General features: G+C 74.1%; 12 protein-coding genes. 2 read left to right on the top strand and 10 right to left on the bottom strand.

Features of this window, described 5'->3' with window-relative positions; genetic code table 11:
- Window positions 1-79: 79 nt before the first annotated feature.
- The gene (locus AB0C04_RS13930; protein WP_357053142.1) at window positions 80-1,420 is read right to left on the bottom strand and encodes an aminotransferase class I/II-fold pyridoxal phosphate-dependent enzyme; all 1,341 of its coding nucleotides are present in this window, start codon (window positions 1,418-1,420) and stop codon (window positions 80-82) included.
- 35 nt (window positions 1,421-1,455) lie between these two features.
- On the opposite strand from AB0C04_RS13930, the gene AB0C04_RS13925 reads away from it, so the two are divergent.
- Both AB0C04_RS13925 and leuE read left to right on the top strand, forming a co-directional pair.
- Entirely contained in the window at window positions 1,456-2,718 is a 1,263-nt protein-coding gene (locus AB0C04_RS13925) for a bifunctional pyridoxamine 5'-phosphate oxidase family protein/GNAT family N-acetyltransferase (RefSeq protein ID WP_357053139.1), read from the top strand.
- On the top strand, window positions 2,718-3,386 hold the full coding sequence (gene leuE, locus AB0C04_RS13920; RefSeq protein WP_357053136.1) for a leucine efflux protein LeuE: 669 nt from the start codon (window positions 2,718-2,720) through the stop codon (window positions 3,384-3,386). Before AB0C04_RS13925 ends, leuE begins: the two co-directional genes overlap by 1 nt.
- Before the next feature lie 44 nt (window positions 3,387-3,430).
- On the opposite strand, the gene AB0C04_RS13915 is transcribed toward leuE, so the two are convergent.
- From AB0C04_RS13915 to AB0C04_RS13875, 9 genes are all read right to left on the bottom strand, one after another.
- Window positions 3,431-4,360: a sporulation protein gene (locus AB0C04_RS13915; RefSeq protein WP_357053133.1), complete on the bottom strand. Its 930-nt coding sequence runs from the start codon at window positions 4,358-4,360 to the stop codon at window positions 3,431-3,433.
- Between the two features lie 88 nt (window positions 4,361-4,448).
- Window positions 4,449-5,513 carry a hemolysin family protein gene (locus tag AB0C04_RS13910; protein WP_357053130.1) on the bottom strand — a complete coding sequence of 355 codons (1,065 nt, stop codon included), beginning with the start codon at window positions 5,511-5,513 and terminating at the stop codon, window positions 4,449-4,451.
- 52 nt (window positions 5,514-5,565) lie between these two features.
- On the bottom strand, window positions 5,566-6,927 hold the full coding sequence (locus AB0C04_RS13905; RefSeq protein WP_357053127.1) for a hemolysin family protein: 1,362 nt from the start codon (window positions 6,925-6,927) through the stop codon (window positions 5,566-5,568).
- A 182-nt stretch (window positions 6,928-7,109) separates the two neighbouring features.
- Window positions 7,110-7,442: a monovalent cation/H(+) antiporter subunit G gene (mnhG, locus tag AB0C04_RS13900; RefSeq protein ID WP_357053123.1), complete on the bottom strand. Its 333-nt coding sequence runs from the start codon at window positions 7,440-7,442 to the stop codon at window positions 7,110-7,112.
- Window positions 7,442-7,708 carry a monovalent cation/H+ antiporter complex subunit F gene (locus AB0C04_RS13895; protein ID WP_357053120.1) on the bottom strand — a complete coding sequence of 89 codons (267 nt, stop codon included), beginning with the start codon at window positions 7,706-7,708 and terminating at the stop codon, window positions 7,442-7,444. The genes mnhG and AB0C04_RS13895 overlap by 1 nt, the downstream gene beginning before the upstream one ends.
- Window positions 7,705-8,253 (bottom strand): Na+/H+ antiporter subunit E, encoded by a 549-nt coding sequence (locus AB0C04_RS13890; protein WP_357053729.1) that lies wholly within the window; start codon window positions 8,251-8,253, stop codon window positions 7,705-7,707. Before AB0C04_RS13890 ends, AB0C04_RS13895 begins: the two co-directional genes overlap by 4 nt.
- 20 nt (window positions 8,254-8,273) lie before the next feature.
- A complete protein-coding gene (locus AB0C04_RS13885; protein WP_357053117.1) occupies window positions 8,274-9,776 on the bottom strand; it encodes a Na+/H+ antiporter subunit D in 1,503 nt (500 codons plus the stop codon).
- A 37-nt stretch (window positions 9,777-9,813) separates the two neighbouring features.
- Entirely contained in the window at window positions 9,814-10,296 is a 483-nt protein-coding gene (locus tag AB0C04_RS13880; RefSeq protein ID WP_357053114.1) for a Na(+)/H(+) antiporter subunit C, read from the bottom strand.
- Window positions 10,293-13,130, bottom strand: coding sequence for a Na+/H+ antiporter subunit A (locus AB0C04_RS13875; RefSeq protein WP_357053111.1), 2,838 nt, complete (start codon window positions 13,128-13,130; stop codon window positions 10,293-10,295). The genes AB0C04_RS13880 and AB0C04_RS13875 overlap by 4 nt, the downstream gene beginning before the upstream one ends.
- Window positions 13,131-13,312: the final 182 nt, after the last annotated feature.

The following is a 13,312-nucleotide window of genomic DNA, read 5'->3' as shown; positions in this document are numbered from 1 at the left end:
GCACCGCGCTTACCCGCCTGCACGGCCGCCACGCCCGGACCGCCTGGGCAGCCGGTCGCGCCGGCCCGGTGGGCGCGGCTCAGGCGGTGAACCCGGTCGGCCGCGGCGGCCGGACGGCACGGGCCACCGCGTCGGCGAGCGGCCCGATGTCGGCGTCGGCCAGCGAACTGACCGTGATCCGCAGGCCGGGCGGCCCGGCGATCCGGTAGAGCGCGCCGGGCGCCACCGACCAGCCGCCGTCGCGCAGCGCGGTCACCGCGCTGGTCTCGTCCGGGACGGGCAGCCAGACGTTGATGCCGCTGCGGCCCTGCCCGGAAAGCCCGCGCTCGGCCAGCGCGACGAGCAGCGCGTCGCGGCGCCGGTCGTAGCTGTCGGCCGCCCGATCGACCAGCTCGGCGACGGCCGGGTCGCGCCAGAGCGCGAGCAGGAGCCGTTGCAGCACGGTGGAGACCCAGCCCGCGCCGACCCGGGTCCGGCCGGCCACCCGGGCGACCGTGGTCTCGTCGCCGACCAGCACCGCCAGCCGCAGGTCGGGGCCGAAGGGTTTGCTCGCCGAGCGGAGGAAGGCCCAGCTCGGGGTCGCCCCGGCCAGCGGGTGCAGCGGCACCCGGGCCAGCTCGGCCGCGTGGTCGTCCTCGATCAGCAGCAGGTCCGGCCGGTCGGCGAGGAGTTCGCGCAGCGCCGCCGCGCGGGCCGCCGAGACGGCGGCTCCGGTCGGGTTCTGCGCCCGGCTGGTCACGATCAGCGCCCGCGCCCCGGCCGCGAGCGCCGCCGCCACCCCGGCCAGCACCGGCCCCTCGTCGTCGACCGGTACGCCGATCGGTCGCAGCCCGAGCGCGGCGACCAGGTCGAGCAGGTTGGCCCAGCCCGGGTCCTCCACCGCCACCGCGTCACCGGGGCGCAGGTGCGCGCCGAGCAGCCGCTCGATGCCGTCGAGCGCGCCGCCGGTGAGGGTCAACTCCCCGGCGGGTACGCCGTCGGCGGCGAGCCGCGCCCGGGCCGCCTCGGCCAGCTCGGGCAGCACGCCGGCACCGGAGTAGCTGACCGGCGGGCCGGCGTCGGCGGCGAGGGCGGCCAGGTGTGGGCCGAGCGGGGGCAGCAGGCCCGGATCCGGTTCACCGGCGGCGAGATCGCGCAGGCCGGGGGCGCGCGGCGGGGCCAGCGCCGCGCGGGAGGCGGCAACCGGCGGCCGGGACCGGACCCGGGTGCCGTGCCGGCCGGCGGTGGCGACCAGCCCCCGTTGGCGCAGCTCCTGGTAGGCGCGGGCGACCGTGGCCGGGCTGACCGCCAGCTCGGTCGCGAGCGCCCGGACGGGCGGCAGCGCCGACCCCGGCGGCAGGGCGGCGGTGCGGATGCCGGACTCGATGCTGGCCGAAATCTCGACTGCCGTGGTCCCGGTGACCTGATAGCGTGCTGACACAAATAAGAGATTGTACTAGAACAAAGGTGGACCCGATGCGCCCAGTCGACCGGAGCACCTATCCCCGGACGCCGCGAACGACGGCGAGCCGCTCCCGGGACCGGATGAGCTACGACCGGGCCGTCGCCCACGAGGTGCTGGACGAGGCGTACCACTGCGCGCTCGCGTTCACCGTCGACGGCGAGCCACGGGTGCTGCCCACCCTGCACGTCCGGATCGGCGACACCCTCTACCTGCACGGCTCGACCGGCAGTCGGCCGCTGCTCGCCGCCCGGGGCGACGGGCTGTCGGTCTGCGTGGCCGTCACCCTGCTCGACGGGCTGGTCTACGCCCGTTCGCAGTTCCACCACAGCGCGAACTACCGGTCGGTGGTCGCGCACGGCACCGCCCACCTGGTCACCGACGAGCGGGAGAAGGCCGACGCGATGACCGCCCTGGTGGAGAAGGTCGGCGCCGGACGCGCCGCGGAGAGCCGACCGCCGAACCGCCGGGAGCTGGCCGAGACCGCGCTGCTGGCGCTGCCGCTGCGCGAGGTCTCCCTGCGAACCCGCACCGGTGGCGTCAGTGAGGACCCGGCCGACCTCGTCCTGCCGCACTGGGCCGGGGTGGTGCCGCTGCGGCTGACCAGCGGCCGACCGGAGCCCGACGCCGGCGTGACCACGCCCGTCCCCGGCTACCTGCGGACGGCCCGGTCGCCGTGGCACGAGCCGGCGACGATGCGCGGCGAACACGTCGTGCTGGAGCCGCTCGACCTCGCGCACGCCGACGAGCTGCACGCCGCCACCGCCGAGGAGGAGGTCTGGCGGCACCTCGGCACCGCCCTGCCCGCCGACGCGGCCGGGACCGCCGAGGTGGTCGCCACCGCGCTGGCCGCACAGCACCGGGACGAGCGGGTGCCCTGGGTGCAGCGCTGCGCGGTGACCGGCGCCGTGGTCGGCACCACCTCCTACTACGAGGTGGATCCGGAGCGGCGGGCGGTCGCGATCGGCTACACCTTCCTGGGCCGGCCCTGGTGGCGTACCGGGATCAACACCGAGGCGAAGCTGCTGCTGCTCACTCGGGCCTTCGACGAACTGGGCGCGCTGCGGGTCGTCTGGCACACCGACATCCGCAACGAGCGCTCACAGCGGGCCATCGAACGGCTCGGCGCGACCCGCGAGGGCGTGCTACGGATGCACCGGCAGCGCGCCGACGGGTCGTGGCGGGACACCGTGCAGTACGCGATGACCGTCGACGAGTGGCCCAACGCACAGCTCGCGCTGCGGGAAAGGCTTCGCCGGACGGCACCGGTGGCGTGATGATGGCGGGCGTGCTGGGCATCACCGACCTCGGAACGTACGTGCTGGGCACCGTGGCGATCATCCTGTTGCCCGGGCCCAACTCCCTCTTCGTGCTCTCCACCGCCGCCAAGCGGGGGGTGGGGGCCGGCTACCGGGCCGCCGGCGGCGTGTTCCTCGGCGACGGGGTGCTGATGGTCCTCTCCGCCGCCGGGGTGGCCTCGCTGCTGCAGGCGTACCCGTCGCTCTTCCTGGTGGTCAAGTACGCCGGCGCGGCGTACCTCGGCTACGTGGGGTTGACCATGCTGCGCGGCGCGTGGCGGCGCTGGCGCGACCGCAACGACCCGAGCACGCCGCGGCTGATCGACGCGGCGGAGCCGGCGGCGATGCGCAGCCCGTTCCGCAAGGCGCTCGTGATCAGCCTGCTCAACCCGAAGGCGATCCTCTTCTTCATCTCGTTCTTCATCCAGTTCGTCGACCCGGGCTACGCCTGGCCGGCGCTGTCGTTCGTGCTGCTCGGGCTGATCGCGCAGGTGACCAGCGCGCTCTACCTGACCATGCTGATCTTCGCGGGCACCTTCCTGGCCGCGCAGTTCCGTCAGCGCCGCCGGCTCGCGGTCGGCGCGACCACCGGCGTGGCCGCCCTCTTCCTCGGCTTCAGCATCAAACTCGCCACCGCCAGCATCTAGGCCCGCCGGCCGATCGGGCGCCGTCACCCTGCGCCGCCGGCGGGTCAGGTGCCGTCGCCTCCGCCACCGCCACCGCCGATGCCGGCGCCGCCCGCCGTGCCGCCGAGGCCGTACCCGGGCGGCACCGGCTCGTCCGGTGGCCGGCTGACGTGCGCCGACTCGCGGATCTTTGCGGACCAGTCGGCGTGCGCGGCGGCCGCCGCGTGCCGGTTGATCGCCATCCGCAACCATCCGTCCACGGTGGACACCCAGTCCCGCCGGTCGGCGTCGGCGTGCCAGATCCGGAACCGGCTGATGCTCTGGTGGGTGATCCCGGCCAGGGCCAGTCGGCGGTCCATCCAGAGGATCACCTCGAGGCCGGCCGAGTTGGCCACGAAGACGACCTCCAGCTCGGTGATCGGGCCGGCGTAGAGCGGCGCCACCCAGAAGCCGACCCGCTGATGCAGCGGCAGGGCCTGCGCCACCCCGGGCAGCCGGGCGTCGACCAGCCCGGCCTGGCGCAGGGTGAAGCCGAGGGTGTCCAGCGCCGCCAGCACATGCGCCTGGGTGGGCAGCGGGTGCACGAAGACCGGCACCATCGCGCCCTGGTCCAGCTCCGGCTCGACGGCCACCTCGGTACGCAGCCCCATCCGCAGGCTGAGCAGCGGCGCCCCGCCGAAGATGTTCACCGGGGTCTCCCACGGCATCGGGAACTGGAACGGGATGGTCCGGCCCCGGCCGGCGGGCAGCACGAACCCGCCGGTCAACTCCGCCTGGTGGAACTGCACCAGGCGGCGCGGCGCGGACGGGTCGTCCGGCTCGGCCGTGGTGACCAGGCCGAGCCGGACATGCCGCACCGACACGTCGCGCGCGCCGGCGATGACCGTGACCCGACCGGGTAGGCGCAGCCCGGGGCGGGTGCTCGGGTTGGTCAGGGCGGTACGCACCGACAGGCCGGTGCGGCCCGACTCCGGTGACACCCCCGTGTACCGCACCGGACCCCCTCCGTCCCCGGACGCGCGCCCGCCCTCAACTTTGGCGGACCGCGCCGGTGGTCACCCCGGGTTCGGCGAAGCGTCCGATTTATCGCAACCGGCGTCCGCGCGGCACCGGGTCGGTCTCGTCGTCGAACTCGCCGATGACCTCCTCCAGCAGGTCCTCCAGCGCCACGAAACCGATCGGCCGGGCCGGCCCACCGCCGTTGCGCACCAACGCGAGCTGGGATTGACGGGACCGCATCGCGGCCACCGCCTCGGTCACCGACGCCGCGGCCGGCAGGGTGAAGGCGCTGCTCATCAGCTCACCGGCGGTCGCCGACTGGCCGGTGGTGACCGCCCGCACCGCCTCCCGGACGTGCACCAGCCCGCAGACGTCGCCGGCGGCGTCCAGCACCGCCAGCCGGGACCGGCCACTCTCCCGGCTGACCTGCTCGACCCGCTCGGCGGGATCGTCCCGGCGGACCGTCACCATGGTGGCGAACGGCTCCATCACCTGGGCCACGGTCGTGCCCTGCAACTCCAGCATGCTGGTCAGCAGCTGGTGCTGCTCGGCGCCGAGCAGCCCGTGCTCGCGGGACTGCTCCAGCAGGATGCGCAGCTCGTCCGGGCCGTGCACCTGGGCCAGCTGGTCCTGCGGGTTCACCCGGACCAGCCGCAGGATCGCGTTGGCCAGCGCGTTGAGCGCGGAGAGCACCGGCCGGGAGACCCGGGCGAACGCGCGGAACGGCAGAGCCAGCAGCGTGGCCGAGCGCTCCGCGTCGGTGATCGCCCACGACTTCGGCGCCATCTCGCCGACCACCAGGTGCAGGAAGGTGACCAGGCCCAGCGCGAAGACCAGCGCCACCGCGTGGCTCGCCGCGTCGGGCAGCCCCACCGCGTGCAGCGCCGGACTGAGCAGGTGCTCGATGGCCGGCTCGGCGAGCGCGCCGAGGCCCAGCGTGCACAGGGTGATGCCCAGCTGCGCGCCGGCGAGCATCAGCGACAGCTCGCGCACGCCGTCCAGCGCGGCCCGGGCCGCCCGCCCGCCGCCCGCCGCGGCCTGCTCCAGTCGGTACCGCTTGCTCGCCACCAGGGCGAACTCGGCGGCCACGAAGAAGCCGTTCAGCGCCAGCAGCACCACCGAGGTGAGCAGCGCGATCCCGGGGCTCATCGGGCCCGCCTTTCGTTCGCGACTGCGGGGCTCGCAAGCTCACTCCTCGCGCTCACGCGGACACCTCGCGGCGGGGAGAGCCGGGTTCGGTGACCCGGAGCCGGACGGAGTCGGCCACGTGCCGGTCGACGGCGAGCACCTCGACCAGGGCGCGCCGGTCGGCCTCGCCGTCGTCGCCGTCGGCCAGCAGGCTGATCTCCAGCCGGTCGCCGACTTCGGGCACCCGGCCCAGCTCCCGCATGACCAGGCCGGAGAGGGTGTCGTACTCCGGGGCCTCGGGCAGCGTGATGCCGGTGCTGTCGGCGACCTCGTCGATCCGCCAGCGGGCCGGCACCACCCAGGAGCCGTCGTCCTGCCGGGCCGGCGCCCGCTCGGGCGGATCGTCCTCGTCCCGGATCGGGCCGACCAACTCCTCGGCGATGTCCTCCAGGGTGATCACCCCGGCGAAGCCTCCATACTCGTCGACCACGCAGGCCAGCTGCCGGTGACCCGAGCGGAGCCGGTCGAGCACGGTCGGCAGCGGCAGCGTCTCGGGCACCAGCAGCGGTGGTACGGCCACCGCGCTCACCGGTGTGCTGGCGCGCTGCTGCGGGGGCACGCCGAGCACGTCGGCGATGCCGACCACGCCGACCAGGTCGTCGACGCCCTCCGCGCCGCGCACCGGGAAGCGGGAGTGGCCGGTGTCCAGCAGCTCGACCACCCGGCTGACCGGCTCGTGGGCGCGCACCGTGTGCACGTCGACCCGGGGCACCATGGCCTCGCCGGCGGTCAGCTCGCGGAAGTCCAGCCCCCGGTCGAGCAGGGTGGACATCTCCGCGTCCAGGTGCCCCTCCTGGCGGGACTCGGCGATGATCTGCTCCAGGTCCTCCGGGGTGGCGCCGCTGGGCAGCTCCTCGATCGGCTCGATGCCGATCCGGCGCAGCAGCCGCACCGCGGACCGGTCGAAGAGCCGGACCACGGGACCGGCCACCTTCAGGTACATCAGGGTGGAACGGGACAGCGCCCGGGCCACCGGGACGGCGCGGGCGATGGCGAGGTTCTTCGGGGCAAGCTCACCGAGGACCATCTGCACCACGGTCGCGATGAGCAGGGCCAGCACCACCGAGAGCGGCAGGCTGAGCGACTCGGCGACCCCGGCCAGCCCGAGCAGGTCGGCGAGACCGGCGCCGAGATACGGCTCCGCGGCATAACCGACCAGCAGGGCGGTGACGGTGATGCCGAGCTGCGCACCGGAGAGCATGAAGGAGAGCCGACCGGTCACTTCGAGCGCGCGGGCGGCGGGTTGGTCACCGTCGTCGGCGAGTTGCCGGAGCTTGCCCCGGTCGACGGCCACGTAGCCGAACTCCTGGGCTACGAAGTAGCCGGTGGCGGCGGTGAGAACGATGATCAGGACTAGGCCTAGGACGATCAACACGGGAGGCTCAGGGCTCCCCGCGACGAGGTCGGGGCCATCGGATGCCGGGCACGACCCGGCTGGCTACTGCTGCCCTCCTGGGCAGAAGAGTCGATCATGCCGCCATTTTATCGGCGTCCGCTGTACGTCCGCTGGGGGTGGGCCGAAGGCGCCGGTTGTCCGGTTCACCCGGTCGGGCGCGGTCATCGGTCGGCCAACTCGTCGACGTCGAGCAGGTCCCGGTTCACCCGCCCGGCGCGGTACGCGGCCCGGCCGATCATCTGGGCGGCCACCGGCGCGGTGGCCAGCTGGAAGACCGCGACCAGCAGCACCATGCCGAGGTCGGCGACGGTACGCAGCCGCAGCGCGACCCCGGCCAGCAGGAGCAGCACCCCGAGCACCTGCGGCTTGGTGGCGGCGTGCATCCGGTCCAGCACGTCCGGGAAGCGCAGCACCCCGATCCCGGCGGCGAGCGCGAGCAGCCCGCCGGCGACCAGGAAGACGGCGCCGAGCCAGTCGGCGACGGTGGCGAGCATCAGGTGTCCTCCTCCCGTACGGCGAACCGGACCAGCGAGACCGAACCGACGAACCCGAGCAGGGAGAGCACCACCAGCACCGGCAGCGTGGTGGCGTGCCGGTTGACCGCCGCCTCGGCGCCCACCGCGCCGACCATGGTGGCGAGCAGCATGTCGGCGGCGACCACCCGGTCCAGCAGCGAGGGCCCCCGATAGAGCCGGACCAGCGCGAGCAGCGCGGTCACCGAGAACAGGACGGTGAGGACAACGGCGAGGAACGTGATCACGGACGGTTCTCCTTCTCGGCAGGATCGGTCTCCACCCGGCGCACCTCGGCGGCCGAGCCGAGCGCCCGGACGATCCGCCGTTCGACCTCGAGCACCCGGGCCCGGCTCTCGACCAGGTCCGCCGGCCCGCGGACGTCGAGCACGTGCATGTAGAGCGTTCCGGTGTCCCGGTCCACCTCGAGGATGAGCGTGCCCGGGACCAGCGAGATCGCCTCGGCGGTGAGCGCCAGGTTCAGGTCGGTACGCACCCGCAGCTGGACCGCGATGATCGCGCCGCGCGGCCGGCAGCCGGGCTGCACCGCGATCCGGGCGACGTGCGCGCTCGCCGCCACCAGCTCGGTGACGAAGCGCGCGGCGAACACCAGCAGCGCCCCGGGGCGCAGCCGGCCGCCGAACGTGACCGGCGGCAGCGGGAAGAAGACCAGCACCGCACCGCCGACCAGCAGCCCGCCCGCCAGGTTGCCCCAGGTGAAATCGCCCCAGAGCAGATTCCAGATCAGCACCAGCCAGCCGAGCGCCAGCGCCTGGTCCCGCCAGCGCCCCATCCGGCTGCGCTCCGGCCGGGTCACGGCGGACCACCGGGCAGGACGGCCCGCAGGTACGGGGTCCGGTCCCGCAGGTCGGTGGCGGCGTCGGCGGTGACGTCGAAGAGCGGACCGGCGATCACGGTCAGCGCCAGCCCGAACGCGACCAGGGCGACGGTGGCCCCGATCATCAGCCCGGGCAGCCGGGCGGCGCCGGCGTCGGCCAGCCGCGGCGCCCGCCAGAACGCGATGTTCCACACCCGGGAGGCCACGTAGAGGGTGAGCAGGCTGGTCACCGCGCCGGCCGCGACCAGCGCCCAGGGCAGCGGTCCACCGGCCGCCACGCCGGCCTGGAGCAGCCCCAGCTTGCCGAGGAAGCCGGAGAACGGCGGCACGCCGGCGAGATTCATCGCCGGTACGAAGAAGAGCACGGCGACCAGCGGTGTCACCCGGGCCAGCCCGCCGAGCCGACGCAGGTCGGTGCTGCCCGCCCGCTCCTCGACCAGGCCGGCCACCAGGAAGAGGGTGGTCTGGATGGTGATGTGGTGCACCACGTAGAAGATCGCGCCGGAGAGCCCGGCCACGGTGCTCAACGCCACTCCGAAGATCATGTAGCCGATGTGGCTGACCAGGGTGAACGAGAAGAGTCGCTTCATGTCCGACTGCGCCACCGCGCCGAGGATGCCGACCAGCATCGTGAGTCCGGCCACCACCATCAGCAACTCGTCGACCTGCCCGCCCGGGAAGAGCAGCGTCTCGGTCCGGATGATCGCGTAGACGCCGACCTTGGTGAGCAGGCCGGCGAAGACCGCGGTGACCGGGGCCGGCGCGGTCGGGTAGCTGTCCGGCAGCCAGGCCGAGAGGGGGAAGACCGCGGCCTTCACCCCGAAGGCGAGCAACAGCATCAACTGCAACGCCAGCCGTACGCCGTCCGGTAGCGCGTCCAGGCGCTGGGCGAGCTGGGCCATGTTGAGCGTGCCGGTGGCCGCGTAGACGAGCCCCACCGCGGCCAGGAAGACCATCGACGACAGGATGCTCACCACCACGTACGTCGACCCGGTCCGGATCCGGGTCTCGGTGCCGCCCAGGGTGATCAGCACGAAGCTCGCGGCCAGCAGGATCTCGAAGCCGACGAAGAGGTTGAACAGGTCACCGGCGAGGAAGGCGTTGGTCACGCCGGCGGTCAGCACCAGGTAGGTCGGGTGGTAGATGGTCACCGGGGCGGTCTCGCCGGTCTCCCCCTGTCCCTGGCCGATCGAGTAGAGCAGCACGCAGAGGGTGACCGCCGAGGAGACCACCACCATCAGCGCGGCGAGCTGGTCGGCGACCAGCACGATGCCGACCGGCGCCGGCCAACCCCCGATCGCCAGCACCACAGGCCCGTGCCGGTACGCCTGCACCAGCAACGCCACGGCGACCGCCAGCGTGGTGGTCAGCCCGACCACGCTGACGCTCCGCTGCAGCCGGGGCCGGTTGGCCAGCAACAGGGTGAGCGCCGCGCCGAGCAGCGGCACCACCACCGGCAGCGGCACCAGCCGGTTCACCGGGCCACCCGGTTCGGGCCGGGGCGCGGGTACCCGGTCATTCGACGCCCTCCCCGCGCCGCAGCCGGCGCCGCGCCGGCTCGGGGTCGACCTGTTCCGGATCGGCGTCCGGGCCCTCCCCGCCGAGGTCCGTGGTGGCCACCTCGTCCCGCTCGGCCCGGCGGATGATCTGCAGGTCCTCGAGGTCGTCCGGCACCTCGTCGTCGCCGGTCAGATACCAGCTGCGGTAGCTGACCGCGAGCAGGAACGCGGTCAGCCCGAAGGTGATCACGATCGAGGTCAGCACCATGGCCTGGGCCAACGGGTCGCTCATCCGGTCCACCGGACCGGTGCCGACCACCGGGGCGCCACCCGACCGGCCGCCCAACAGGATGAGCAAATTGACCCCGTTGCCCAGCAGGATGACGCCGAGCAGGATCCGGGTCAGGCTCCGCTCCAGCAGCAGGGTGACCCCGCTGGCGACCAGCACGCCGACGGCGATCACCAGCACCAGCGTCGGCCCCGAGCCCCCCGCGGTCATGACCGCTGCTCCCCCGGCTCGACGGCCAGGCCGCGCGCGCCGGTGCCGGCCACCTCGATGTGCTGGTCCACCTCGGCGCCGAGGCTGCGCAGGATGTCCAGCATCAGCCCGACCACCACCAGGTACACGCCGATGTCGAAGAAGAGCGAGGTGACCACGTAGAAGTCGCCGATCAGCGGGAGGTAGAGGTCGATCCGCGCGCTCTGCAGCAGCGATCCGCCGGCGAGCAGGGCGACCACGCCGGTGCCGATCGAGACGGCCAGCCCGGCGCCGAGCACCGTGCCGGCCCCGATCGGCGCCGCCTCGGCCAGCTCGTACCGGCCGCCGGCCAGGTAGCGCACGACCAGCGCGAGACTCGCCACCAGCCCACCGGAGAAGCCCCCGCCCGGCGCGTTGTGTCCCGAGAAGAGCAGGAACAGGGAGAACAGCACCACGGTGTGGAAGATCAGTCGGATGACCACCTCCAGCACGATGGAGCGTCGCCGCTCGTGCAGCCGGGCGCCGCCGCGCAGCCAGACCGGCCGGCCGGGTCGGTCCGCCCGGCGGGCCGGCTCCGGCCGGCGCGGTCGTGGCCCGGTCCGGGAGCGCTGGAAGATCAGGCTGGCCACCCCGGTCGCGGTCACCACCAGCACCGACAGCTCCCCCATGGTGTCCCAGGCCCGGATGTCGACCAGGGTCACGTTGACCACGTTGCGGCCGTACCCCTCGTCGAGTGCCAGCTCCGGAAAGGCGGCGGAGATGGCCGGCGCCTGGCGGGCGCCCGCCGCAGCCAGGGCCAGGCCGGCGGTGACCAGCCCGGCCGCCACGCCGATCGCCCCCCGGAGCCATCGGGCCCGGCGCAGCGGCCGGGCCGAGAACCGTTCCGGCAGGCGGCGCAGCCCCAGCACGAAGACCGCGATGGTCGCGGTCTCCACCAGGAACTGGGTCAACGCCAGGTCGGGCGCGCCGTAGAGGACGAAGAGCATGGCGGTGCCGTAGCCGGTCACCCCGACCAGCAGCATCGCGGTCAACCGGCGACGCGCGCGGACCGCGAGCACGGCCGCGACCGCGAGCACCAGCGCGACGACCGGTTGCAGCGGCGTGTCCCAGGCGGCGATCCGCTCCTGCCAGGGGCGGGCGGCGAGCATCGCCCCGCCGGGCAGCAGCACCAGCGCGACCAGGATGATGCCGAGGTACTGCGGAAGGGATCCGCGCTGGGTGCCGCCGGTGACCTCCACGGCCAACCGGTCGAAGCGGCCGATGACCCACTCGTATCCGGCGTTGCCGCCGACGGGCGAGCGGAGCCGGGCGAGCACCGGGGCGAGCGGGCCGCGAAGCGCGAAGAGCAGCCCACCGGCGACCAGCACCAGGCCGGAGAGGCCGAGCGCGGGGGTCGGCCCGGGCCAGAGCGCCAGGTGCGCGTCGAGGGTGCCGAACAGCTCGGCGTACGGACGGAGCAGCACGTCCAGCCCGCCGGCGAACGGACCCGCCACCAGCCCGGCCACGGCGAGCACCGCCGGCGGTACGAACAGCGACGGGGCGATCCGGGTGAGCCGGGTCGGTTCCACGTTGGGGCGGTCGGCGAACGCGCCCCAGAGGAAGCGCGCGCTGTAGGCGACGGTGAGCACCGTGCCGATCACCAGCCCGGCGAGGATCACCGGCTGGTCGGTGAACGCGGCGAAGGCCGCCTCCTTGGCGACGAAGCCGACCAGCGGGGGCACCCCGGCCATGGACGCGGCGGCGAGCACCGCGACGGCGACCAGCGGGCCGGCGCCGTGCCGCAGGCCGGAGAGCTCGCGCAGGTCCCGGGTGCCCACACCGTGGTCGATCACCCCGACCACCAGGAACAGCGCCGCCTTGAACAGGGCGTGCGCGAGGAGCATGGCCACCGCGGCCAGCGCGGCGTCCGGGGTGCCCGCGCCGATCAGCACCACCAGCAGGCCCAGCTGGCTCACCGTGCCGTACGCCAGCAGCAGTTTCAGGTCGGTCTGCCGCAACGCGGCCCAGCCACCGGCCAGCATGCTGGCCAGGCCGGCGACGACCACCACCGGTCGCCACGGCCCGACCGTGGCGAGCATCGGCGCGAGCAGTCCGATCAGGTAGACGCCGGCCTTCACCATCGCCGCCGCGTGCAGATAGGCGCTGACCGGCGTGGGCGCCGCCATCGCCACCGGCAGCCAGGAGCTGAACGGCAGCACCGCCGACTTGGAGAGCGCCCCGACCAGGACGAGCAGCACCGCGGCCACCAGGTAACCGCCGCCGGGCAACGGCCGGGCGGCGATCTCCGACCAGCGGTAGGTGCCGGCGTGCTCGCCGATCATGATGAAGCCGACCAGCATGGCCAGCCCGCCCAGTGTGGTGACGGTGAGCGCCTGGGCGGCGGCCCACCTGCTGGACCGCCGCTCGGTGCTGTGCCCGATCAGCAGGTACGAGAAGATCGTGGTCAGCTCCCAGCCGACGTAGAGCAGCAGCAGGTCGTCGGCGAGGACGAGGCAGAGCATCGCCCCGGCGAACCCGACGAGCACGCCGGCGAAGCGGGCCAGGCCGAGCGAGCCCGGGGTGAAGTACCGGGCGCAGTAGACCAGCACCAGCGCGCCGACGCCGCCGACCAGCAGGGTCAGCAGCCAGGAGAGGGTGCTCAGCCGCAGCGCGATGTCGAGCCCCAACTGCCCGATCCACGGGTAGGTCTCGACCACCGCTGACCCGTCGCGGACCGCGGGAGTGCGGGCCAGCGCCCAACCGAACGCGGCGGCCGGCGCCAGGGCCAGCACGTAGCAGGCGCGCGGGCCCCACCAGTGGACGAGGAACGGTGCGAGGAGTGCCGCCACGAGGTGGAGGATGAGCAGTACGAGCACCCGCACTCCCGGTCGTGGTGGCAGTGGCGGACGCCGCCCGCGCGGTCGGCGCCTAGGAGCGATCAGACGCCAGTTCGCTCTCCTTCGGGCACCTTTTCCGGAAATCACCCTGAACGCCGGTCTTGCCGGACCGGTCAGCGGGGCGGCATCAGGGGAGCGCGCCAAGCGGACGGCGGCGGGCG

This window comes from Micromonospora sp. NPDC048909 (assembly GCF_040649635.1).
Lineage (GTDB): Bacteria > Actinomycetota > Actinomycetes > Mycobacteriales > Micromonosporaceae > Micromonospora.
The sequence above is the reverse complement of the archived record's forward strand: the minus strand, read 5'-3'. Positions and strand labels throughout refer to the sequence as shown.